The organism is Martinezella sp. CNPSo 3957 (assembly GCF_057784395.1).
Genome location: NZ_JBXSOU010000002.1, coordinates 317926 through 341384 on the forward strand (window position 1 = coordinate 317926; position 23459 = coordinate 341384).

The window sequence follows — 23459 nt, forward strand, 5'->3', positions numbered from 1 at the left end:
GAGTGCGTGGCATAGTTAACAGACTGAACCGGCAATAAAGGGTAAGCGTCCGAAGATGACCGCCCAGCCTGGATCAGGCAGACGAAGGCAGAATTACATGGCAATTGGATTGCTTGGTTTTCAGACCACCATTGCAAACCCCGCGACACTTTCCGGTATTGGCGTTCATTCCGGTGCCAATGTGTCGATCACTTTCTATCCCGCCGAAGCCGGTACCGGTGTCGTTTTCCAGCGCCTGCACGACAATGGCGATGTGACCGAACTGCGCGCCGTTTCCTCGCAGGTCGGCAATACGGATCTCTGCACGGTTCTCGGTTTTTCCCCGGCGCGCTCGGTCGCGACGGTCGAGCACGTCATGGCTGCGATCTACGCGATCGGCCTCGATAACGTCATTGTCGAGGTGTCCGGCGCGGAAATGCCGATCATGGACGGCAGCTCCTATCCTTTCATCGAAGCGATCGAGCAGGCGGGTATCGTCTCGCTCGGTGTCAAGCGTCGCTACATCCGCGTCATCAAGCCGGTGCGGATCGAAGCTGGTGGCTCCTGGTGCGAGTTCCGTCCCTATGACGGCACGCGCTTCGAAGTTGAGATCGATTTCGAATGCCCGCTGATCGGCCGCCAGAAGTGGCAGGGCGATCTGACGGCTGAAACCTTCAAGACGGAACTGTCGCGCGCCCGTACCTTCGGCTTCATGCGCGATGTCGAGTCGCTGTGGGCTTCGGGCCATGCGCTGGGTTCGTCGCTGGAAAACTCTGTCGTCATTTCTGACGACAACACCGTCATCAACGTCGAGGGCCTGCGTTACGCCAAGGACGAGTTCGTTCGCCACAAGACGCTCGATGCCGTTGGTGATCTGGCTTTGGCCGGCGCACAGTTCATCGGTTGCTACCGCTCTTATCGTGGTGGTCATCGCATGAATGCGAATGCTCTGAAGGCATTGCTCAGCGATGCTTCGGCTTACGAGGTCGTCGAAGCCTCGGCACCCCGCCAGCGCGGTCACGGTCGCGAGTTCATCGCGGTCAACGCGCCGGAATTCGCTCCCTGGTCGGCGTGATCCTTTCGGGATTGGAATGAGAAAAGCTGCCGCCCTGATGAAGGGCGGCTCTTTTTTTGGCGGCGACTCAGTGGGTCTGCCTTCGGTCGCGAAGCGGCGACAGGCAGAAGGGAACGATATGAGAAATCGCTGTCAAAACAGTGATTAAAGGCTGCGGATATGCGGTCTTTGCCACAAAAATGCGTTAATGCACCATCAATGCGTTGCCCTGATGGTGTTTTTGCGGCTAGAAACGCCAGCGAGAGAGAACGCCGTCTCCGCAACGACGGTTATGGGACAGTCATCCGATGGGTTTTGCAAGGTCTGAACGCATGAATATCACAGCACGGGCTTTGCTCGTATCGTTCCTTCTGGCCGGTACCGGTGTGGTGGTGACAGGGTGTAATACGAAGAAGGATATCGACATCACCAAGCTTGGTGTCGAGACCGATCCGCCGGAGATGCTCTACAATCAGGGCCTTGCCAACATCAAAGCTGGCAACATGACGGAGGCTGGCAAGAAGTTCGATGCCATCAATCAGCAGCAGCCTTTCTCCGAATGGGCGCGCAAGGCATTGGTGATGAGCACCTTCGTGAAATACCGCACAGGCCGGTATGACGACGCGGTGCAGACCGGCAATACCTATCTCAAGCAATATCCCGGCTCGGAAGATGCCGACTATGTGCAATATCTGGTCGGTTCGTCCTATGCCAAGCAGATCGTGGACGTGACGCAGGACCAGCGTGCTGCACAGCAGACGATCGAGGCGATGACCAAGCTCGTCAACACCTATCCGAAGTCGCAATATGTCAGCGACGCTCAGGAAAAGATCCGCTTTGCCAAGGACCAGCTTGCCGGCAAGGAAATGCAGGTCGGCCGTTATTATCTGGAGCGCAAGGATTATCTGGCTGCCATCTCCCGCTTCCGTGTGGTGGTGGAGCAGTATCCGACGACGAACCAGATCGAAGAAGCGCTGGCGCGACTCGTCGAAGCCTATTATGCAATGGGTATTGTTCCCGAAGCCCAGACGGCCGCCGCGGTTCTCGGTCACAACTATCCGGACAGCCGCTGGTATAAGGATTCCTATCAGCTGCTGCAGAAGGGCGGCGTCGAGCCGAGCGAAAATTCGGGCTCGTGGATTTCCAGGGCGGGCAAGAAACTTCTTCTTGGGACGTGAGATTGAGCACAGATGCTGATCCAGCTTTCGATCCGCGATATCGTTTTGATCGAGCGGCTGGATCTTGCCTTCGAGTCCGGGCTTTCGGTTTTGACCGGCGAGACGGGTGCGGGCAAATCCATCCTGCTTGACAGCCTGTCGCTGGCCCTGGGCGGGCGTGGCGATGGCGGGCTTGTGCGCCATGGCGAGGAGCGCGGTCAGGTGACCGCTGTGTTCGATGTCGGCACGCAGCATCCAGCCCGCAAGCTTCTGCGCGAAAACGGCATCGATGATGACGGCGATTTGATTTTCCGCCGCGTTCAATCCGCCGATGGCCGCACCAAAGCCTTTGTCAACGATCAGGCGCTCAGCGTTCAGCTCATGCGCCAGATCGGGCAGCTCCTTGTCGAAATCCACGGTCAGCATGATGACCGAGCGCTCGTCGATACGGATGCGCATCGCACCTTGCTCGATGCCTTCGCTGGCCTCGCCGACGAGGCACAGGAAGTCGGCAGGCTTTACAAGATCTGGCGCGATACCGATCGCACGTTAAGGAAGCATAGAGAGCAGGTTGAGAGGGCCGCCCGCGAAGCCGACTATCTTCGCGCCTCCGTCGAGGAATTGGAGAAGCTCTCGCCGCAGGACGGCGAAGAAGACGAGCTTGCCGAAAAGCGCTCGCGGATGATGAAGGCCGAGCGTATTGCCGGCGATATTGCCGAGGCCTCCGAATTCCTCAATGGCAACGCATCGCCCGTGCCGCATATCGCCTCGCTGGTGCGCCGGCTGGAGCGAAAGAGTCATGAGGCACCTGGCCTTCTGGAAGATACCGTCGCATTGCTGGATGCCGCTCTCGATCAGCTTTCCAACGCGCAGATGGAGGTTGAAGCCGCGCTGCGCAAGACGGAATACGATCCCCGCGAACTGGAGCGGGTCGAAGAGCGCCTCTTTGCGTTGCGGGGCGCCTCGCGTAAATATTCCGTACCGGTGACCGAACTGCCGGCCCTGGCCGCACGCATGATTTCCGATCTTGCAGATGTCGATGCCGGCGAGGAGCGGCTGGCACGGCTTGACGCCGAGCTCGCCGCTGCAAAGGCGGCTTACGACGTTGCCGCGCGCGGCCTGTCGGAGAAGCGCCGCCACGCAGGCGAGGCGCTTGCAGCGGCCGTCATGGCCGAATTGCCAGCCCTGAAGCTCGAGCGTGCGCGTTTCATGGTGGAGATATCAAGCGATCCCGAAGCCGGAACGGCCGATGGCATCGATGTCGTCGAATTCCACGTTCAGACCAACCCCGGTACGCGTCCAGGCCCGATCACCAAGGTTGCTTCCGGAGGCGAGCTGTCGCGCTTTCTCCTGGCATTGAAGGTTGCGCTCGCCGATCGCGGCTCGGCGCCGACCCTCGTATTCGACGAAATCGACACCGGTGTCGGTGGCGCCGTCGCCGATGCGATTGGCCAGAGGCTGAAGCGCCTGTCCGATCGCGTACAGGTGCTGTCGGTTACCCATGCACCGCAGGTCGCCGCTCGCGCCGCAACGCATCTCCTGATCTCCAAGGGGCCGGTCGCGGATGGCTCGGAAAAAATTTCCACGCGCGTCGCCACCATGGAGCCGAAGGATCGCACCGAGGAAATCGCACGCATGCTTGCCGGCGCTTCTGTGACCGAAGAGGCGAGGGCGGCCGCCAAACGCTTGCTGGCCGGCAACGGCTGATCTCACGACTGTCCATGGAGCAGATATCGGCGACGATCTGCCGCCGGCATCTCGCTCGGTCTTTCGGCAGTCCTGCGTCACATGTCCTTCATCGTCCCCGGCTAGGCAGGCTAGAATCCGGAGACCGTCAATGCACTCGACCGTACAGCCAAATCGCCCCAAAATCGCGGAAACCGTTATCCACCCGACGGCGAAGATAAGAGATTCGCGCATCGGCAGATGCTGCGAGATTTTGGAAGACACATCTCTACACGCGGCCGAACTCGGGGATTTCTCCTATCTGGGCCCCCGCTGCATCGTCGGCGACGCAACGATTGGAAAATTCTGCGCCATTGCGGCAGAGGTGAGGATCGGTGCTCCCAATCACCCGATGGACCGCCCGTCCATGCATCGCTTCACCTATTGCCCGGAATATTACTCGGCGGACGCCGTGCGGGATCATGCGTTTTTCGATCGGCGGAAGGAAGACCGCGCTGTCATCGGCAATGACGTCTGGATTGGTCACGGCGTGATCGTTCTGCCGGGCATAAAGGTTGGAAACGGCGCCGTGCTTGCAGCAGGCGCTGTCGTCACGAGAGATGTCCAACCATATACGATCGTCGGCGGTATTCCCGCGAAATTCATTCGAGAGCGCTTCACGCGAAGCATTGCAGAGAGACTTGAGTCCATTGCCTGGTGGGATTGGCCGTTCGAAACAATCATCGAGCGGCTTGCTGATTTTCAATCAAGCGACATAGAAGCCTTTTGCGAGCGCTGGTCTTGATCCGCGTCTGCGCGACATGCATCAGAGCCGGCACTTAGGATCGATCATATCCTCCGCGGACCCGCGGGATTTGTGTGTTTTGTTTATTCTCGCCAGAACATAGAAACCATGCTGCCCGTCAGGCAATACGGCGCCAAAGACGCCGACGACCACGTTTTCCATATTTGAACGGGCGCCATCGATGCCATCCGCGACGAGCTGCAGCGGGTTCAAATTCGAGAGGTCATCGGCCGTATGGAAACTTGCCCACCAGCCAGCTCGGGTCTTCAGGTCCGTAAACCGGCCGCTTTCGATCTCCGTCACATGAGCCTTCAAGAGCGCCCTGAAGCGAGGTGTCTCGCACCCCATATGAATGTGAAGCCGATCTTGCGTGCGCCAGCTGGCGGCGTTTATCGCCAGAGCAAAATTCTGCCTCGAAGCCTTCGTTGCACGCGGATCGATTGCCGATAACTCTTTCCACGCTTCCTCAAAATAGTTCGGCGCTCCTGCGGTCAGAAGGCGAGGGTCCTCGATACCGGGGACGTCGGCGAGGGGCGCAAGAATGGTTCGTTCTTTGTCAGCCGGTTCGCGAAGGACAACGTAGGACGACAGCGGATCCGGCGACTCCACTATTTTGAGGCACGGATATGGCGATCCTGTCAGGGTGGAGTTGATCTCACAAGCTCTAACGACCAGCCCCAAGGCAGAGCGGCTGACGAACGAGCTCATGATCAAGACTGCACCGATGAGAGAAATGGAGAGAACGGCAAGACGATACTTCATGCGTGATTTCGAATTTCTGCTGACGATCCGATCATTTCCAGAGGTCTCGCTCTCATAATAACTTATCTTAAATCCCCTGCGATACTCGGGAAAGAGCTGCTGCTCGGCAATTGGAAAGAGAATTCCACCAAGGCTGGCTCGATGCTGATATTCCCGCACCTGTAACATCAAGAACGGCCGATCATGGCGTAACGTTGTCGTGAACGCTACCATCATGGTCATTGCCGTTCGGTAACTGAAATGCAGATTTTTCCCTTTGTTTTTACGTGCTCCGGGTCGAAAACCGCTTCGCACTTTTTGCTGAAGTGCTCTAAAACATCTCCGAAATCGGGGAGTGTAGATTCATGAGCACCGAGCAGAAGCCCGTGGAAGATTTGAGCGAAGAGGAAGCGGCCGCAGCGCTTGCCTATCTGGCTGCAGAGATCGCGCGCAACGACGCGCTTTATCATGGCAAGGATGCGCCGGAGATTTCGGATGCCGAGTATGATGCGCTGAAGCGGCGCAATGATGCGATCGAGGCCCGGTTTCCCGCATTGATTCGCGCCGATAGCCCATCACGCCGGGTCGGTGCCGCACCCTCGGAGACCTTTGCGCCTGTCGTCCACGCCAGGCCGATGCTCTCGCTCGACAACACATTCTCCCAGGAAGATGTCGAGGATTTCGTCGCCAGCGTCTATCGCTTTCTCGGTCGCCTGCCTGACAATTCCATCGCCTTCACCGCGGAGCCGAAGATCGACGGTCTTTCGATGTCCATCCGCTACGAGAACGGCCGCATGGTGAGCGCCGCGACGCGCGGTGACGGCACGACAGGCGAGAATGTCACCGCCAATATCAGGACCATCAAGGAAATCCCTCAGACTTTGCCAGCGGGCGCTCCTTCGGTCGTCGAGGTGCGCGGTGAGGTCTATATGGCCAAGAGCGACTTCCTGGCACTCAACGCGCAGATGGAGGCCGAGGGCAAGCAGACCTATGTCAATCCTCGCAATACGGCCGCCGGATCGCTGCGCCAGCTCGACGCGAAGGTGACGGCCAGCCGCAAGCTGAAGTTCTTTGCCTATGCCTGGGGCGAGATGTCCGACATGCCGGCGGATACGCAATACGGCATGGTGCAGACCTTCAAATCCTGGGGCTTTCCCGTCAACCCGTTGATGGAGCGTTTGAATTCGGTTGCCGATATTCTCGCGCATTACGATCAGATAGGGCTGCAACGGCCCGATCTCGATTACGATATCGATGGCGTCGTCTATAAGGTCGACAGCCTGGAACTGCAGGCTCGCCTTGGTTTCCGCTCCCGCTCGCCGCGCTGGGCGACCGCGCATAAATTTCCGGCGGAACAGGCATTCACGCGTTTGGTCGGTATCGATATCCAGGTCGGCCGCACCGGCGCCCTGACGCCGGTCGCGCGCCTCGAGCCGATTACGGTCGGCGGCGTCGTGGTGACCAATGCGACCCTTCACAATGCCGACTACATCAAGGGCATCGGCAACAAGGGCGAGCCGATCCGCGATGGCCGCGATATTCGTGTCGGTGACATGGTGATCGTCCAGCGCGCAGGCGATGTCATCCCGCAGATCGTCGATGTCGTGCTGGAAAAGCGAGAAGCGTCAACTGCGCCCTACGAGTTCCCCAAAGTCTGTCCGGTTTGCGGAAGCCACGCGGTGCGCGATATCAACGAGAAGACTGGTAAGGTCGATGCCGTCACACGTTGCACCGGCGGGTTCATCTGCCGGGCGCAGGCGACCGAGCATCTCAAGCATTTCGTTTCGCGCAATGCGTATGACATCGAGGGTCTGGGCTCGAAGCAGATCGATTTCTTCTTTGAGAGCGAGGATCCGGCGCTACAGATAAAGACCGCGCCTGACATCTTCACCCTGGAAAAGCGCCAGCAGACGTCACTGACGAAGCTGGAAAATATCGATGGTTTCGGCAAGGTCAGTGTTGGCAAGCTTTATGCCGCGATCAATGAGCGGCGCCAGATCGCCCTGCATCGCTTCATCTTCGCGCTCGGTATTCGCCATGTCGGCGAGACGACGGCGAAGCTTCTGGCGCGGTCCTACGGCACTTATGCGGCCTTCGAGGCAGGGATGAAGGAAGCGGCACCCCTTAGCGGCGATGCGTGGAACGACCTCAACAATATCGAGGGCATCGGCGAGGTAGTGGCGCGCGCCATCGTCGAATTCTACAAGGAGCCGCGGAATACCGAAGTCATCGCGAAGCTCCTGGAGGAGGTGCAGCCTCAAGAAGCGGAGCAGCCGGTGACTTCGGGCAGTCCGGTGGCCGGCAAGACCGTCGTCTTTACGGGCTCTCTGGAAAAGTTCACCCGCGACGAAGCCAAGGCGAAGGCCGAGAGCCTGGGCGCCAAAGTTTCCGGCTCCGTGTCGAAGAAGACCGATATCGTCGTGGCGGGGCCGGGCGCTGGCTCCAAGCTCGACAAAGCGCGCGAGTTCAACGTCCAGGTCATGACCGAGGACGAGTGGCTGGATTTGATCGGCTGACGATCGGCGCGGCGGAAATCCCGTCCGCCGCGCCTTGCTTACTCAGAATCTCAGCCGTGCCATCGTGAATGCGTCCACATATTCGCCATTGCGGAAACCGAAGGCGCGTAGACGTCCCTCGGTTTCGAACCCGAATTTCTCGTAAAGGCCGATCGCCGGCGCGTTGTCGACATAGACGGTCAGTTCCAGCCGTTTGATCGCCAGCCAGTTGTCCGCGGTATCGATGAGAGCGCCCAATAGCGCGGAGCCGATGCCGCAGCCCGTAAAATCGTCATGTACGCCCATACCAATATTACCGCTGTGGATCCGGCGACCCGAAAGGCGGTTCAGGCCGGCATTGCCGACAATCCGCCCGTCAAGCAAGGCGACAAGGCCGGTCGAGTTGGGCGATGATTTCTCCAGCCATTGCCGTGTTTCCTCGACGCTTTGAAAGGGAAGGCGAAGCGTGCCGGCGCGAAAGCCGGGTAGATTGGCCATGGCCGCAATTCCTTCCGCGTCGGATGGGTGCGAGGCACGAATCTCGATAGCGCCGATCTTGCCTGATCGTCGTTTGGCGGGTTCTTGCTCCTCGAAAGACATAGGCTCTCCTTGATATCGATGAGGAGAGCAAGGAGGCTTCAACCCTGCTCGCCTCGGCAGGGTTGAGATGGATCGCGGTCGGCTCAGCGCAACACAGCTTCCACTCGCCCTGCAAGGGGGGAGATGGTGTGAAGGTGCATTACTGTGGTCCGGTTTGCGATCATGGGCGGATGATCCGATGTGGCGTGAAGGTTGTCAATCGTCACCGCATAAATCCTTCGATTGCCGTGTCTTTGAGGCGCAATGCGATTGCCTCGTCTGCATGCTACTTGACAGGCAACCATTTGGTTGCTTATAAGATCGTAAAAGGCAACCAAATGGTTTCGTATCCGTGGATGATGATGCAGTCTTCAAGGCGTTGGCGGATGCCAGCCGGCGGCAATTGCTTGACAGGCTCCATGAGCGGAACGGGCAGACCCTGAACGCGCTCTGCGAGGATTTGGACATGAGCCGCCAGGCAGTGGCCAAGCATCTTGCCATTCTGGAGGAGGCCAATCTGATTTCCACCCAGAAGCATGGGCGCGAGAAGCTGCATTTCATCAACGCGGTCCCGATCAACGGCATCGCCGAACGCTGGATCAACAAGTTCGAACAGCGGCATCTGAATACGCTTTCGGCCTTGAAAAAGGCGCTGGAAGGCGAGGGCGGGCAGTGAGCTCAAGAACAGAGGAATTCAGACAAGGAGAAATGGCATGACTGGAAGCAAATTCGTCTACGTCACCTTTATCCGCACCACCCAGGAAAAGCTCTGGTCGGCGCTGACCACGCCGGAATTCGTCAAGCAATACTGGTTCGACATGATCCACGAGACCGAGTGGAAGGTTGGATCGCCGTGGAAAATGCTCTTTCCGGATGGCCGCGTTGCCGACACGGGAGAAATAGCGGAATTGGACCCGCCACGGCGGCTTGCCATCAAATGGCGCAACGAGTGGCGCCCTGACCTGAAGGCCGAAGGCTGGTCGCGCTGCGTGATGGAGCTGGAGCCGGCGGACGGTGTCGTCAAGCTCACGGTTACCCATACAATCGAGGTCGAGAACTCGAAGCTGATCGAAGCCGTTTCCGGTGGGTGGCCGAAGATCCTGTCCAACCTTAAATCGCTGCTGGAAAACGGCACGGTGGCCATCAGTCAGAAGTGAAATGATGCGTTTTCCGGACGCCGTTGCTTTGACGGCGTCCCTCCTGGCGACCTGGGGCCTATTATTGGCGAAGTGTGCCCATTCGGAGATGCCTCCTTCATCTTGCAACGATCATGAACCATCTTACCTTAGCCGTGCCGCTCTTGCTCTTGGCGGCTGTTGTTGGAGGATGATCGATGCGTTCACCCAAACTTTCTGCCGCCATTGCCGCGTCTTTTCTGGCTCTGGCGCCCGTTTCCGCTTCCGCCGAAATTGTTGGCAAGGTGGGCGTGGACTGGACGGGCAATGATATTCTGGTCGATGCCGTGCCGGACCCTGAAGTCTCGGGCATCACTTGCCACGTGACCTATTTCGACCGCAGCGTGATCGACCGGCTGCGTAAGGGCAACTGGTTCGAAGATCCTTCCAACAATTCCATCGCCTGCCGTCAGACCGGTCCGATCGAGATCGGCGATATCAACCTGTCCCAGAGCGGTGAGGAGGTATTTCGCGCCGGTCTGTCGCTCATCTGGAAGAAGCTGGTCGTCACCCGCATTTACGACAAGAAGAATGACACGCTCGTCTATCTTATCCATTCGCGGCAGCTGACGGATGGCTCAGCCAAGATGGCCATTTCGACGATCCCCTTGTTCGGCCAACAGGTTACATGGAAAAACGGCAAGCCGAAATAATGGTATTTTGATACCGCAAAATAGCTCGTAGAAGGATAATACCAAAAAAAGTCATACTCTTGGGTTGTCGAATTCCTTCTGGTTGCTTTCGGTTTGCACCTTTTTGATGCAATTTCAAAAGCGAACGGGAAGGCGACTCTCGCCTCTGTTCACGGCCTGCAATACCGCGTCCTTGGCTACACCCCTGCCAAAACCGGTTATAAAAAAAGCGACCGCCCTGGAGCTCGACTCCAGGGCGATCTGTTTTGTAAGCCGACTATTGAAATTAGGCTGCCTGCGCCAACTGATCCGCAATGACCGTATCGAGGTTGAGAAAGCAGACCATGGTCTTTTCCAGCGCCACGATGCCGCGGCAGAAGGCGCGCTGCCCTTCGGGGATGATTTCCGGAGCCGGCTGCAGATCTTCGCTCTTGATGGTCATCATGTCGGATACCTGCTCTACCAGGAGACCGACGAGCTTACCCGCAATATCGGTAACAATGATTGCGGAGCGCTCCGAAGGTTCCGTCATCTTCATGCCGAGGCGGCAGGCCATATCGATGACCGGGATCACCGCACCGCGCAGGTTGATGAGGCCGAGCACGTAAGGCGGTGTATGCGGCATCGGCGTCACCGGCGCCCAGCCGCGGATTTCGCGGATGGCCATGATGTCGATGCAGAACTCCTGGTCGCCAAGATGAAAGGAGACGATTTCCAGATAGGCGCCGGATTGCTTGATGGCGTTCGTCATGTTCGAGAACTTCCCGTTTGGCATCGCCGCAAGCGACGCTCGCGATTGAAAAGTGAGATCGGCTGGAGCGGCTTGGGCAGCGTCAGCATCCGGTGCTTTGGCGACAAAGACGCCTTGCTTCCGGCGGGCGTCATGCCCTTCTGGGATAAAGAGGTTCGCCGCGCTTTCGGGCAGTGGCCAAAAGCGAGTTCGACCGTTGAAGCAGATGTTGGCGCGGACTGGTTAGGATTGATTTAACGTCAATGCAGATTTCGTCCCGCCCGGCTTGAGGAGAGCGAGGAAACGAGCGGATCAGTGCGTGCAAGATATTCATTTCTATCCTGCGACGATTTCGGCCTCCTCTGAACATCTTCTTGAATTGCCTCCTCCACTTCGAGCCGCTACATCGGCTAGGGGGCGATCGCACTACACTTTCGGTGCGATCGTCCGTATTGGTGAGGAACAGCATTCATGAGAAGCGTGCGGATTGCAGTTTGGGTGGCCGTGTTGATCGTGGCCGGACTATTGGGCTGGTTCAGCTTTGGTGGCGGCAAGTCGCCGGAGGTTGCGGCATCCGGGCCTTATGGTGTGCCCTTCACGCTCGTTTCGCAGAGCGGCCAGCCGATTAGCGAGCAGGCGTTCCGGGGCAAGCCCTCTGCCGTCTTCTTCGGCTACACGCATTGCCCGGATGTCTGCCCGACGACACTGTTCGAGCTGAACGCCTGGCTGCAGAAGGTCGATCCTGATGGCAGCAAGCTCAATGCCTATTTCGTGACCGTTGATCCCGAGCGCGATACGCCCGCCATCATGGACCAATATGTCTCCAACGTCTCGAAGCGGATAACAGGCATTTCCGGTGATCCCGCCAAGGTGATGAACATGGTCAAGGGCTTTCGCGTTTATGCTAAGAAGGTGCCGGTCGACGACAAGCAGCCAAGCGGCGACTACACGATGGATCACACCGCTTCCGTCTTCCTACTGGATTCGCAGGGGCGCTTTGCCGGAACCATTGCTTATGAGGAGGACCCGGATGTGGCGGTGAAGAAGCTGGAGAATTTGGTCAAGAAGGGATAGGGCCTGCATGGACGAGAGGAATAGCGGAAAGGGAAAATCCAGATCCATCCTGATCGCAGGTGCCGGGCCGGTTGGCCTTACTGTGGCTCTCGAACTCGCTCGTTATGGCTTCTCGCCGCGTATCGTCGATGATGGCGCCGGCCCGACGCCCACGGAAGAGAGCCGCGCGTTAGGCGTAAACGCCCGCACGCTGACGCTGCTGTCTCCTTCCGGCGCTGCAAACGAGATCCTTGCTGCTGCCCAGCCGATCGAGCGTTTTCTCGTCCGCTCGAATAAGAAAATTCTGATCCAGCTGGATACTCGAGAGGTGAAAGGCCGCTTCAGCGCTATTTGCGCGCTGCCGCAGGGCAATACCGAGCGCGTGCTGATGGAGGCGCTTTCGGCCTATGGCATCTCGCCCGAGTGGCAAACGGCTGTGATCGCGGAAGCCATGTCGGACGTTCAGAAGCCGGAGGTCACGTTGCGCCGGGCTGACGGTACGTCGGAAACAATGCGGCCGGACATATTGATCGGTGCCGATGGTGCCCATTCGGCGGTGCGCAAGGCGCTCGGTGCCGGCTTTCCAGGCGAGGCGCTGGAAGCTTATTTCTATCTTGCCGATTTTCGCTATGCGGAGCCGGTCGATACGCATTTCGGCGAGATATTGCTCTTCGATCCCGGCATGGTCGGCCGCCTACCTGTCTCCGACGGCATCATTCGCTACATCTCGACGCTGGAGGATTTCGAAAGCCGCATCGCGCATCCGGCTGCGGTTTCGGAAAAGATCTGGGCCTCGCAGTTTCGCATCCACTTCCGGCATGTCGAGCCGATGGCCAAGGGCAATGTCTTTCTTGCCGGCGATGCCGCCCATATTCATTCGCCGGCGGGCGCGCGCGGCATGAATCTCGGCATCGAAGATGCCTGCTGGCTTGCCTGGCTCATTGCGGAAGGCCGCGAACAGGAGTATTCGGCCTTGAGAATTCCCGCCGTAAAGAAGGTTTTGAAGCAGACCTACGGCCTGACACGATTGATAACGATGCAAAATCCGCTGGCAGTTGCGGCGCGAAATTTCCTTGCGCCGCTGTTGCTGCGCTTTGGCCCGGTCCGCCGGCAATTGCTTCGGGGTGTGGCCGGCTACGACACGCCGAAACCGCCCTGGATCGACTGGGCCGAATAAGAACGAGAAAGAGCGACGAGTTGAGCGAAATCCGCCTTTATGTGACGACGAACGAGAAGAAAGCCGGTCAGGTTCTGGACCTGATGACGCCGGTGTTCGAAGACGAAGAATTGCCGATCGCAACAACGGAGATCGACGAGAAGAACGATGTCTGGGAAGCGTCGATCTATCTCTACGCTGCGGATGAAGATGAGGTCCGTGGTCGCTTCGAAGCGCTCCTGAAGCCGACTTTCACCGATCTCGTCGTTCAAAAGGAAGTGCTTCCCGATATCGACTGGATCGCCAAGTCGCTGGAAGGATTGAAGCCTGTGCGTGCCGGCCGCTTCCTCGTGCACGGCTCGCATGATCGCGACAAGGTCGGCTCCAGCGACATCGCCATCGAAATCGAAGCAGGACAAGCTTTTGGCACCGGTCACCATGGGACGACTGCTGGCTGCCTTGAGACGATCGAGAAGGTTGTTGCGAGCCGCCGCGTGCGCAACGCGCTCGATCTCGGGACGGGCAGCGGCGTGCTGGCGATTGCCGTGCGCAAGCTGCGCAACATTCCGGTTCTGGCGACCGATATCGATCCGATTGCCGTCCGCGTCGCGAAGGAAAATGTCCGCAGTAACGGCATCGCCTCGGGTGTCACGCTGGAGACGGCACCGGGATTCCATTCCACGGCCTTTTCCCGTCATGGACCGTTCGACCTGATCATCGCCAATATTCTGGCGCGTCCGCTCATCAAGATGGCGCCGCAGCTTGTGGCGCATCTGGCACCGGGCGGTTCGGTCATTCTGTCGGGTATTCTTGCCGAGCAGCGCTGGAAGGTTCTCGCTGCCTATAACGGCGCGCACCTGCGGCATGTGCGCACGATCTGGCGCAACGGCTGGGTTACCATCCATCTCGACCGGCCTTGAGTCGGTCACTTCCCGCATCAATAATTGCAAAAATAAGAAAGGCGGTGCCGAAGCACCGCCTTCAGATCGGTTTTCACCGATCTTGCCCGCGAGCGTGTGGAGGAGGAGTGCTCAAGCGGGCTCTATGCGTTCTGATCATAATCCGAGGGAGGAGGAGAACCGGATTGCGATCGACTTGGAACGCGTAGATCGTAAACTTGTTAGCGGCGACCGCCGCGGCTGGCGCCGATTGCCTTTGCGGTTTCGACTTCGAGCTGACGAAGCGAGCCGACGGAATGGCGTACGGTGCGACGCTCGCCAGCCAGCGCCGGGCTAACATATGCGGAGCGAGAGATAGGCATTGTCTTAAGTCCTTGGTTTTGAGCTGGTTCTTCGTGAACCCCGTTTGATGCCGCGGATATAGCGACTCGCTCATCGGCGTGGCAGGGGGGCAGCTTCATGGGAGCTATGCGTAATATGCATGTTTCGTGCCGTGAAGTTGTCATAATCGGACTGGCATGCTCACGAAATGGGCGGATTCGTTAACGGCCCGACATGAGATAAGCTACTCTCACCTGGTGTGATATTGCGGTTATCGTACATAGCGTCTTAGAGATCGAAAATCACGTCGCACTTCCGATCGTGATGCTCTAACATACTGGCAATATTCAGTTTCACGAACTCTCCATCACTACCGGATCAGCCCATGTTTCAGTCTTTCGACGTCACTTCCACCCCGCAATTCGGCCGCGAGCGTGTTAGCGGTTTGCGCGCTGCTTTTGACGATCTCGGCATTGACGGCTTCCTCGTGCCGCGGGCTGACGAGTATCAAGGCGAGTATGTGCCCAAATGCTCGGAGCGTCTCGCATGGCTCACGGGCTTCACTGGATCGGCAGGTGTTGCGCTTATCACACACTCTCAGGCCGTGGTTTTCGTGGATGGCCGTTATGTGACGCAGCTTGCAGAGCAAGTGGATCGGAGCGTCTTCACCGGAGGCGATCTGGTGAACGAGCCGCCGCATGTCTGGCTGCCGCGTCACGCGAAGAAGGGTTTCCGGCTGGGCATCGATCCGTGGCTGCATACGGGTGCCGAAGTACGCCGACTGGAAAAGGCCTTGGCCGAGATCGACGGCAAGCTCGTCTTCCTGCCCCACAATCCGCTCGACAAGCTCTGGACCGACCGGCCGCCCGAGCCGCTGGGCAACGTTATCATTCAGGATATCGCCCAGGCCGGTATCCTCGCCAAGGACAAGCTTGCGACGATTGCAAACGGTCTCAAGGAAAAAAACCTCAAGGCGGCACTGATTACCGATCCGTCCTCTGTCGCCTGGATCTTCAATATCCGTGGCAGCGACGTGCCGCATACGCCGCATCCCTTGGCCCGCGCCATCATCTATGCGGAAGGTGAAGCGGAGCTCTTCCTCGACAAGCGCAAGACCAAGGTCGAGGCCGAAGCCTACCTCACGCAGATCTGCAAGCAGCTGCCGCCGTCGGAACTTACCAAGCGCCTGGCCGCTGCGGCCGCGAATGGCGGGCGCATCCTGGTCGACCCGGATCTTGCCTCCTACGCTCTGACCGACATCATCCGTCGTGAAGGTGGAGAGGTCGTGGAGGGCAATGATCCCGCCAAGCTGCCGCGTGCCTGCAAGAATGCTGCCGAAATCAACGGCTCTGCGGCTGCCCATCTGCAGGATGGCGCCGCCATGGTCGAGTTCCTTTACTGGCTGGAGACAAGCAAGCCTGGAACGGTGACGGAGATCGCTGCGGCAGAACGGTTGGAAGCTTGCCGCGCCCGCATCGGCGAAAGCATGCAAAACCCGCTGAAGGATATCTCCTTCGATACGATCTCGGGTGCTGGCGAACACGCGGCCATCATGCATTACCGCGTGACCACGGCGAGCGACCGGCTGATCCAGGCCGGAGAACTGTTCCTGATCGATTCAGGTGCGCAATATATCAACGGTACCACCGACATCACCCGTACAGTTGGCATCGGTGCCGTCTCTGAAGAGCAGAAGCGCCTCTTCACGCTGGTATTGAAGGGAATGATCGCCATCAGCACGGCACGTTTCCCGAAGGGTACCCGTGGCTGCGATCTCGATCCGCTGGCACGCATCGCGCTGTGGAAGGCTGGCGTCGATTTCGCCCATGGCACCGGCCACGGCGTCGGCTCCTATTTGTCCGTGCATGAGGGGCCGCAGCGCATTGCCCGCCTTGCCGTGCAGGAACTGCTTCCCGGCATGATCCTGTCCAATGAACCCGGCTATTATCGTCCGGGTCAATTCGGCATCCGCATCGAAAACCTGATCTATATCCGCGATCCGGAGCAGATCGAGGGGGGTGACATGCCGATGCTGGGCTTCGAGACTTTGACCTTCTGCCCGATCGATCGCAGCCTGGTCCTCGTCGAACTGCTGACGCATGAGGAGTTGCATTGGCTGAACGAGTATCACGCCCGGACACGTGAAGCGCTGATGCCGCTGATCCACGATCACGACGTACGGGCCTGGCTGGAAAATGCCACGCTCGAGCTTAGCCATTGAGAAATATGGACCTCATCCCATCTTGAAGGGATGGGTCCGTCTCAAGCGCCTATGGAATGGCGCCATGCCATGACGACGATCCATCCGGTGACGAGCATGTAAGTCGACGGGTAGCGCAGGCCGACGAGAAGAGCTGCGAGCATCGCCACCTTGATATCCCACCCGCCGATAAAGAAGGCGGGTGCGACGAGGGTCGTGAGTACAGCGGCGGGCACGGCATTGAGCGCTGCCTCGACGCGCGGCGGAATGCGGGTCATCTTGACGATCAGGATATAGCCGCCGATGCGCGTCAGAAAGGTCACCACGGCCGCAGCCGCAATCAGCAACACCATATGCGAATTGAAATCGAACATGGTCAGACCTCGTGGCTTTCGTGCGCGATATCAGGCTTGCGATTCGCTTTGACCGGCGGCAGCATTGCGGCAAGCGCGACGCCTGCCAATGCGCCGATGCTGACATGCCAGGGTGAGCCCACATAACGATGGGCAATGGCCGATGCCACGGCGCTGACGGCGACGACGGGCAGGAAGTTGTCGCGCGTGCGGAAGCCCATGACGATGCCGAGGAAATAGACCGGCAGCAGAATATCGAGGCCGATGGCTTGGGGATCACCGATGAAACTGCCGAGAAGGCCGCCGATCAGGCTCACCACCACCCAGGGAACATAGATCACCGCCGCAAAGCCGATGTACCAGGCGAAAGTCACCGGCTTGCCGCTTTCATGGCGCTTGATCGTCTCGGCGAATTGCGGATCGACCAGCAGGAAAAAGGTGAAGAACTTCTCCACAACGGAAAAGTGTCTGATATAGCGAGCGATCGCTGCCGAATAGAGCACATGGCGGAAGTTCACGGCGAGGATCGACAGCACGATGAGCCAGGCCTGAACATCGTGGCCGAATAGATCGATCCCGACCATCTGGCTGGCACCGGCATAGACGGTGCCGCTCATCAGGGTCAGTTCGCCGAGGGACATGCCCTGATCGCGCGCCAACGCACCGAAGAGGGCGCCGAAAGGCGCTGCAGCGAGGCCAACGGGAATGCCACCCTTCAACCCTTCAAGAAATTCCGCGCGACTCATGGTCCGCTTTGTCCTTTGGAAAATCCGGTGCTTTCGTCCGGATGTTGTGTCGAGGGCGCGCATTTCGCATGGGAACAACGATGGTTGTATCCTTGCGCATTTGTTGCCGCACTGTTCAATGGCGGGAGGTGTAAGCCGTGCCTTTGGAGCCAGCAATTGAATTTCCTTGATGGATCAATTGATTTCCTTGATCCAGGCCTTGGAGCTCGCTCGCAAAATGGGAGATGGAAAGATGAAGAAGATCACCTTTTCGAAGGAGGAGAAGGCAGCCATGATTGCACGCCTTCAGCGCTATTTCGCCGATGAGCTGGACCAGACGCTCGGCACCTTGCCTGCCGAATTCCTGCTCGATTTCTTCACATCCGAGATCGGCCCTTACTATTACAACCAGGGTTTGCGGGATGCCCATGCGGCATTGATGAGCAAGATGGAGGATTTCGGCGAGGCGATCTATCTGCTTGAGAAAGAGCCGGCCAAGAGCTGATGGCGCTCACTTCTTCGGCTGGAAGGTATGCTCCAGTGCCGGAAAGGTACGAGCCTTCACCTCTTCGGCATAGGCTTCGGCCGCCTTCGAGACCAGGGGCGCAAGCTCTGCGAAATGCTTGACGAAGCGCGGCTTGAAATCGTTGAACAGGCCGAGCATGTCGTCGGAAACGAGGATCTGTCCGTCGCAGGCGGCCGATGCGCCGATGCCGATGGTGGGGATGGCGACCGCGGCGGTAATCTCGCGGGCGAGCGGCTCGATCGTACCTTCGATGACCATCGCGAATGCGCCGGCCTCCGAGATCGCCCTGGCGTCACGGCGGATCTTGGCAGCTTCCTTGTCGGAGCGGCCGAGCGAACGATAGCCGCCGGTCGTATTCACCTGCTGCGGCATGAGGCCGACATGGCCGAAGACTGGAATGCCGCGAGAGGTCAGGAAGGCCACGGTGTCGGCCATCTCTTCGCCGCCCTCGAGCTTCACGCCATCGCAGCTTGTTTCCTTCAGGATGCGCGCGGCATTGCGAAAGGCCTGCTCCTTCGATTCCTGATAGGAGCCGAAAGGCATATCGACGGTGACGCAGGCATGCTTGGCGCCGCGCATGACCGCCTGGCCGTGGGCGATCATCATATCCAGCGTGACGCCGACGGTCGTATCCATGCCGTAGAGCACCATGCCGAGGGAATCACCCACCAGAAGCAGGTCGCAATGCGGATCGAGCAGGCGGGCAATCGGTGTCGTATAGGCTGTCAGGCTGACGATCGGGCGTGTGCCCTTCATCGCTTCGATGGCTGCTGGCGTCGTGCGCTTGGAATGTCCGACGGTGCTCATCTCAGGCGATCCCTTCGTTGGCGGATTTACTGCCTATAACCCGGTTGTCGAGCAGGCGGGTGGTACCGATGCGGACGAACAAGGCGATGAGCATCGGCTGCCCCTGCAGTTTGGTCAGCGGTTCCAGCGTTTGGGGATGACGAACGGCGGCGACTTCCACGGTTGCGAGTGGCTCTTTTTCGATGAAGGCGCGGAGCGCCTCTTCGAGTGCTGCTGGATCGTCCGCCCCGAGATCGTAAAGCCTTGCGGCCTCCGCCAGTGCCTGGGGGATAATAACAGCGGCGGCACGCTCTTCCGTAGACAGATAGACGTTGCGGGATGACAGGGCCAGGCCATCCGCATCGCGAACGGTCGGCATCGGTACGACCCGGACAGGCTGGGCCAGATCCTCGACCATGCGGCGGATGATCGTGACCTGCTGATAATCCTTCTCGCCGAAATAGGCGCTGTCGGGCTGGACGATATTGAAGAGCTTGGTGACAACAGTGGCAACACCGGCGAAGTGTCCCGGTCGAACCGCACCTTCCAGTTCCGCCCCGAGCTTCGGCACGTCGACCACCGTTTCCATCGGTCGCGGATACATATCCGTGACGCCCGGTGCGAAGAGAAAATCGACGCCGGCGTCACGCAGCATGGCACTGTCTCGCTCGAGATCGCGCGGATATTTCGCCAGATCCTCGTTGGCGCCGAACTGTAGCGGGTTGACAAAAATGGAGGTGACGACGACGTCGTTTTCGGCCTTGGCGCGAGAGACCAGTTCCATATGGCCGGCGTGCAGGTAACCCATGGTCGGCACCAGGCCGATTTTCCTGCCGGCTTTGCGGTGTTCGCCAAGCCGTTCGCGTAGAGCGGCTATCGTGTGAACGATCTCCATTGTGGCACTCCTCCCCAGGCAATGCCGTTTCCGTATCGCCGGTTTCCATCCCTCAAAATTGCCGGGACTTCTAACGTGTGCAGTGCGAAAAGGCAATTCGCCCGCGCCACCAGCCACGGTTTCGCTTTCAGGCTATGAGGTTCGCAGGCCAATCCAAGGCGATTTAATCTCCGTTGTTGTGCTCCAAACAGAATCGCCCTCCCAAGGGGTGCCTGAGAGAGCGAAAACGAGGCGATGCTGTTTTGCAGAGGCTAGACCGAGCGGGTCAGGCCGCCATCGACTTTGAGGTTTTGGCCGGTGATATACCCAGCGCCATCGGAGGCCAGAAAGGCGACGGTGGCGGCGATCTCGGCGCTGGTGCCATAACGCTGCATCGGCACGCTGTCACGGCGCTCTTCGGTCGCCGGCAGGCTGTCGATCCAGCCGGGCAGCACATTGTTCATGCGTATGTTGTCGGCGGCGTAGGTATCGGCAAAGATCTTCGTATAGGAGGCAAGGCCCGCCCGGAATACCGCCGATGTCGGGAACATTGCCGATGGCTCGAATACCCATGCCGTGGAGATGTTGATGATCGAGCCGGATTTCTGCTTCTGCATGATAGGAGCGATGAGACGGACCGAGCGAATGACGTTCATCAGATAGACGTCGAGGCCGGTGTGCCATTGCTCGTCGGTGATCTCCAGGATCGGGGCGCGCGGACCATGGCCGGCGCTGTTGACGAGCACATCGATCCGCCCCCATTTTTCCATCGTCGCATTGACCAGGCGCTTGAGATCGTCATTCGACTGATTGGAGCCGGTAACGCCGATGCCGCCAAGTTCCTGAGCCAGTGCCTCACCCTTTCCGGAGGAGGAGAGGATGGCAACATGGAAGCCATCGGCCGCAAGACGTCTGGCGCTTTCGGCACCCATGCCGCTACCGCCCGCCGTGATGACAGCCACTTTTTCTATCGACATTTTCGGTTCCTCCTTCATCTTGTTCTGCTAGAACTGATTGCCTCGAAATTATCGATGAAATATCATCGTCTTCGCGCGAGAGCGAAGCAGATAAACTCCTGTTTGCCAGTAGAAAAACTATCGCATGAATGGTTCACCCAGTAAACTTCCCTCGCTGAACGGTCTGAAGGCATTCGAAGTGGCCGCGCGCCATCGCAGCTTCAGGCTCGCGGCCGAGGAGCTTAGGGTGACGCAGGGCGCCGTAGCGCAGCAGGTGCGCGGGCTGGAAGCCGAGCTTGGCGTAAAGCTGTTCGAGCGAATGCCGCGGACTTTGGCGCTAACGGGCGAGGGACGGGCCTATATCGCCGATATCAGGCGTGCCTTTGAAATTATCGCACAAGCGACTGGCGATCTCAGGCCGCAGCCCGTCAGGCTCACCATCAGCACCACGCCGACATTCGCGTCGAAATGGCTGATTCCGCGCCTGCCGGATTTTACCGCTCGTCATCCCGATCTCGATCTTCATATCCTTGCGACCGAACGCATGTCAGGCTTCCAGGCTGATGGAGTGGATCTTGCAGTCCGCTACGGGCGACCGCCTTTCGGGCCGGGACTTGCGACCGAACTGCTCTTCGAGCAAGAGATCATCGCCGTTTGCAGCCCGGCATTGTTGCAGGACCGAAAGCCGCCGAAGACTGCAGAAGAACTTGCCGACTACGCGCTTCTTCATGATGCCCATAATTCCTGGCCCGAATTCATCGACAAGCATTTCGGGCGGGCGGCTCACGCCTCTTATAAAGGTATCAGCTTCAACCAGACATCGCATGCAATCGAGGCGGCGATCGCCGGGCAGGGAATCGTTCTTGCCAACCGCGATTTCGTGGCGCGAGATATGGTGGAAGGTCGCTTGACGCAGGTTATCCAGGGGTCGCTAAGCGGTCCATCCGACTTCTATCTTGTCTGGCCGCGCTATCGCAAATCCGCAGCCATTGAGACGGTCATCGCCTGGATGAGAGGAGAAGCGAGCAGTAAATAGGGGATACCGCTCGCCCGGTGTTGCGAGCGAGCCGGTTTTTCAGGAATGAAATGCCCACCGGTTTTCGAAGGCGGCCCATCAGGCGCGGTCGCGCTGCCAAATGTTGCAATTGTCCTTTGGGGTTAGCGCTTTCCTCAATCTTTTCCTGTTATCTGCAGCCATGGCGAAGATCGTGGCATTGGCTGCATATTTCTATCAGGCTGCGGTGGCTTTCGGGCTGCTGATCGCTGTGGCGCATCTGCTGATGCCAGCGGATTATGCCGCCTATTCGCTGTTCATCTCGATCAGCCAGTTTGCGGCGATCCTCTGCTTCGAATGGGTTCGCTTTGCCTGCAGCCGCTTCTATCCGGGGCAGGGGCCTGGGAGCGAGGCGCTGGAGCGCAAGGCGCTGACGGTAGAATTCGCGGCATGCTCGGCAATCTGCCTGATCGCCGCTTCCGTCTCGATCTTTTTTTCGGTCTCGGCAGAGATTGCCGTGCTTGGCGGCCTGGTTGCGATCTTCCAGGGTGGCAGCGACCTGCATCTCACCATGCTGCGCTTTCGTCAGGAATTTCGCGTCTTTTCGCGGCTGCAGGGTTCGCGCGCGACAATTCTGGCAATCGGTACGCTTGCGGGTGCGGCCATTGCCCCGACCTTCACATGGACCGTCGCCGGTCTGATGGCCGGCTATCTTGCCTATAGTCTTCTAGCCGTATTTTTAACCCGCAACAGTCTTCACGAAGCGGCTTCATTCGAGAAGGCGCTAGTGCGCAAGCATTTCGTCTATGGCAGCGTCGCCGCGAGCGCCTCCGTTATCGGCATGCTGACACCGCTGGGATTGAAGTCCATCCTTACGGCCATGTTGGGAGCGGGTGGTGCTGCCGGCGCACTTCTGGCGCTTGATCTGCTGCAGCGACCCTTCATCCTGATCGTCTCTGCGCTGCAGGCCATTCAATATCCCGATGTCGTTACAACCTATGATCGCGATGGATCGACGCCCGCCTTTACCAAGCAGCTCGGAGAATATTATTCGCTGCTGACCGGGCTGACGCTGATGACGGCCGCCGGCATTTTCGCGCTATTGCAGCCGGTCGGCCAATTGGTCATCGCGGCTGGTTTGCGCAAGGAGTTTCTTGCCGTCGCCCCCTTTGTCATCGGCCTTGCGACATGCCGTGCACTGACGGCCAATATGCTGCCCACCCCTGCGCATCTACAGCACCGGTTGCTGACGATCTTTCTGCTCGCGGCACTGGATTGCGTATTGCTGAATGCGGGCACGATCATCGGCGGTTATCTCGGCTCTTATGATGATGCTGCGCTTATGGCCGGTGGCATGATCGGCGCGCTGTGTGCCATGGTGATCGGTGTGAAGGTGATGATGTCCCTTGCCTTCGATTTCGTCTGGCCGCCCGTTATCCTGTCCGCCATCGGGCTCGCCCTGCCGGTGCTAGCGACGATCGGCTTTGGGTATTCGCTATGGATATTCGTGGCCGGGGGCGTGGTTGGCGGCGCGCTCTTCTGTCTGCTCGGCCTCTACAGCTATTTCGTCATTATGTTTCAGCGGCAAGTGCGGCCATAAGCTC

General features: G+C 58.8%; 24 protein-coding genes. 15 read left to right on the forward strand and 9 right to left on the reverse strand.

Annotation, left to right across the window (positions count from 1 at the left end; all coding sequences use genetic code 11):
• Positions 1–97: 97 nt before the first annotated feature.
• From lpxC to AC13QE_RS06735, 4 genes are all read left to right on the forward strand, one after another.
• The gene (gene lpxC / locus AC13QE_RS06720; RefSeq protein WP_132716988.1) at positions 98–1054 is read left to right on the forward strand and encodes a UDP-3-O-acyl-N-acetylglucosamine deacetylase; all 957 of its coding nucleotides are present in this window, start codon (positions 98–100) and stop codon (positions 1052–1054) included.
• 287 nt (positions 1055–1341) lie between these two features.
• Positions 1342–2211 carry an outer membrane protein assembly factor BamD gene (locus AC13QE_RS06725; RefSeq protein ID WP_181476096.1) on the forward strand — a complete coding sequence of 290 codons (870 nt, stop codon included), beginning with the start codon at positions 1342–1344 and terminating at the stop codon, positions 2209–2211.
• A gap of 12 nt (positions 2212–2223) precedes the next feature.
• Positions 2224–3897: a DNA repair protein RecN gene (recN, locus tag AC13QE_RS06730; protein WP_488483103.1), complete on the forward strand. Its 1674-nt coding sequence runs from the start codon at positions 2224–2226 to the stop codon at positions 3895–3897.
• Positions 3898–4027: 130 nt separating this feature from the next.
• Positions 4028–4660 (forward strand): DapH/DapD/GlmU-related protein, encoded by a 633-nt coding sequence (locus AC13QE_RS06735; protein WP_488483104.1) that lies wholly within the window; start codon positions 4028–4030, stop codon positions 4658–4660.
• 21 nt (positions 4661–4681) lie between these two features.
• On the opposite strand, the gene AC13QE_RS06740 is transcribed toward AC13QE_RS06735, so the two are convergent.
• Positions 4682–5644: a CDP-diacylglycerol diphosphatase gene (locus AC13QE_RS06740; protein WP_488483105.1), complete on the reverse strand. Its 963-nt coding sequence runs from the start codon at positions 5642–5644 to the stop codon at positions 4682–4684.
• Positions 5645–5766: 122 nt separating this feature from the next.
• Here AC13QE_RS06740 and ligA point away from each other — a divergent pair, with 122 nt between their 5' ends.
• On the forward strand, positions 5767–7917 hold the full coding sequence (gene ligA / locus AC13QE_RS06745) for an NAD-dependent DNA ligase LigA (RefSeq protein WP_132716984.1): 2151 nt from the start codon (positions 5767–5769) through the stop codon (positions 7915–7917).
• Between the two features lie 42 nt (positions 7918–7959).
• Here ligA and AC13QE_RS06750 read toward each other — a convergent pair whose 3' ends face one another.
• On the reverse strand, positions 7960–8496 hold the full coding sequence (locus AC13QE_RS06750; RefSeq protein ID WP_488483106.1) for a GNAT family N-acetyltransferase: 537 nt from the start codon (positions 8494–8496) through the stop codon (positions 7960–7962).
• Between the two features lie 331 nt (positions 8497–8827).
• On the opposite strand from AC13QE_RS06750, the gene AC13QE_RS06755 reads away from it, so the two are divergent.
• From AC13QE_RS06755 to AC13QE_RS06765, 3 genes are all read left to right on the forward strand, one after another.
• Complete coding sequence (locus tag AC13QE_RS06755) at positions 8828–9151, forward strand: winged helix-turn-helix domain-containing protein (protein WP_132716982.1); 324 nt, start codon at positions 8828–8830, stop codon at positions 9149–9151.
• A gap of 37 nt (positions 9152–9188) precedes the next feature.
• Positions 9189–9632 carry an SRPBCC family protein gene (locus AC13QE_RS06760; protein WP_488483107.1) on the forward strand — a complete coding sequence of 148 codons (444 nt, stop codon included), beginning with the start codon at positions 9189–9191 and terminating at the stop codon, positions 9630–9632.
• 176 nt (positions 9633–9808) lie between these two features.
• Positions 9809–10303, forward strand: a complete 495-nt coding sequence (locus tag AC13QE_RS06765) for a CreA family protein (RefSeq protein ID WP_015340334.1) — start codon at positions 9809–9811, stop codon at positions 10301–10303.
• 265 nt (positions 10304–10568) lie between these two features.
• Here AC13QE_RS06765 and AC13QE_RS06770 read toward each other — a convergent pair whose 3' ends face one another.
• A complete protein-coding gene (locus AC13QE_RS06770) occupies positions 10569–11033 on the reverse strand; it encodes a chemotaxis protein CheW (RefSeq protein ID WP_015340333.1) in 465 nt (154 codons plus the stop codon).
• A gap of 450 nt (positions 11034–11483) precedes the next feature.
• Between AC13QE_RS06770 and AC13QE_RS06775 the strand changes: the two genes are divergently transcribed.
• The 3 genes from AC13QE_RS06775 to AC13QE_RS06785 are packed head-to-tail and all read left to right on the forward strand — an operon-like array spanning position 11484 to position 14141.
• Positions 11484–12086 carry an SCO family protein gene (locus AC13QE_RS06775; RefSeq protein ID WP_488483108.1) on the forward strand — a complete coding sequence of 201 codons (603 nt, stop codon included), beginning with the start codon at positions 11484–11486 and terminating at the stop codon, positions 12084–12086.
• Between the two features lie 7 nt (positions 12087–12093).
• Complete coding sequence (locus AC13QE_RS06780; protein ID WP_488483109.1) at positions 12094–13242, forward strand: FAD-dependent oxidoreductase; 1149 nt, start codon at positions 12094–12096, stop codon at positions 13240–13242.
• 20 nt (positions 13243–13262) lie between these two features.
• Positions 13263–14141, forward strand: a complete 879-nt coding sequence (locus AC13QE_RS06785; protein ID WP_132716977.1) for a 50S ribosomal protein L11 methyltransferase — start codon at positions 13263–13265, stop codon at positions 14139–14141.
• A 200-nt stretch (positions 14142–14341) separates the two neighbouring features.
• On the opposite strand, the gene AC13QE_RS06790 is transcribed toward AC13QE_RS06785, so the two are convergent.
• Positions 14342–14482, reverse strand: coding sequence for a hypothetical protein (locus AC13QE_RS06790; protein ID WP_162711788.1), 141 nt, complete (start codon positions 14480–14482; stop codon positions 14342–14344).
• Positions 14483–14826: 344 nt separating this feature from the next.
• On the opposite strand from AC13QE_RS06790, the gene AC13QE_RS06795 reads away from it, so the two are divergent.
• Positions 14827–16662: an aminopeptidase P family protein gene (locus tag AC13QE_RS06795; protein WP_488483110.1), complete on the forward strand. Its 1836-nt coding sequence runs from the start codon at positions 14827–14829 to the stop codon at positions 16660–16662.
• 41 nt (positions 16663–16703) lie between these two features.
• On the opposite strand, the gene AC13QE_RS06800 is transcribed toward AC13QE_RS06795, so the two are convergent.
• Both AC13QE_RS06800 and AC13QE_RS06805 read right to left on the reverse strand, forming a co-directional pair.
• Positions 16704–17015 (reverse strand): AzlD family protein, encoded by a 312-nt coding sequence (locus tag AC13QE_RS06800; protein ID WP_112334517.1) that lies wholly within the window; start codon positions 17013–17015, stop codon positions 16704–16706.
• A 2-nt stretch (positions 17016–17017) separates the two neighbouring features.
• Positions 17018–17740 (reverse strand): AzlC family ABC transporter permease, encoded by a 723-nt coding sequence (locus AC13QE_RS06805; protein ID WP_488483111.1) that lies wholly within the window; start codon positions 17738–17740, stop codon positions 17018–17020.
• A gap of 232 nt (positions 17741–17972) precedes the next feature.
• Here AC13QE_RS06805 and AC13QE_RS06810 point away from each other — a divergent pair, with 232 nt between their 5' ends.
• Positions 17973–18224, forward strand: coding sequence for a DUF2164 domain-containing protein (locus AC13QE_RS06810; protein ID WP_488483112.1), 252 nt, complete (start codon positions 17973–17975; stop codon positions 18222–18224).
• Between the two features lie 6 nt (positions 18225–18230).
• Here AC13QE_RS06810 and panB read toward each other — a convergent pair whose 3' ends face one another.
• The 3 genes from panB to AC13QE_RS06825 form a co-directional block, all read right to left on the reverse strand.
• The gene (gene panB / locus AC13QE_RS06815; RefSeq protein ID WP_488483113.1) at positions 18231–19052 is read right to left on the reverse strand and encodes a 3-methyl-2-oxobutanoate hydroxymethyltransferase; all 822 of its coding nucleotides are present in this window, start codon (positions 19050–19052) and stop codon (positions 18231–18233) included.
• 1 nt (position 19053) lies between these two features.
• Entirely contained in the window at positions 19054–19926 is an 873-nt protein-coding gene (gene panC, locus AC13QE_RS06820) for a pantoate--beta-alanine ligase (RefSeq protein ID WP_488483114.1), read from the reverse strand.
• Between the two features lie 251 nt (positions 19927–20177).
• A complete protein-coding gene (locus AC13QE_RS06825; protein ID WP_488483115.1) occupies positions 20178–20882 on the reverse strand; it encodes an SDR family oxidoreductase in 705 nt (234 codons plus the stop codon).
• Between the two features lie 124 nt (positions 20883–21006).
• Here AC13QE_RS06825 and gcvA point away from each other — a divergent pair, with 124 nt between their 5' ends.
• Positions 21007–21897, forward strand: a complete 891-nt coding sequence (gene gcvA, locus AC13QE_RS06830) for a transcriptional regulator GcvA (RefSeq protein ID WP_488483116.1) — start codon at positions 21007–21009, stop codon at positions 21895–21897.
• Between the two features lie 172 nt (positions 21898–22069).
• Complete coding sequence (locus AC13QE_RS06835) at positions 22070–23455, forward strand: hypothetical protein (protein WP_488483117.1); 1386 nt, start codon at positions 22070–22072, stop codon at positions 23453–23455.
• Positions 23456–23459 lie beyond the last annotated feature (4 nt).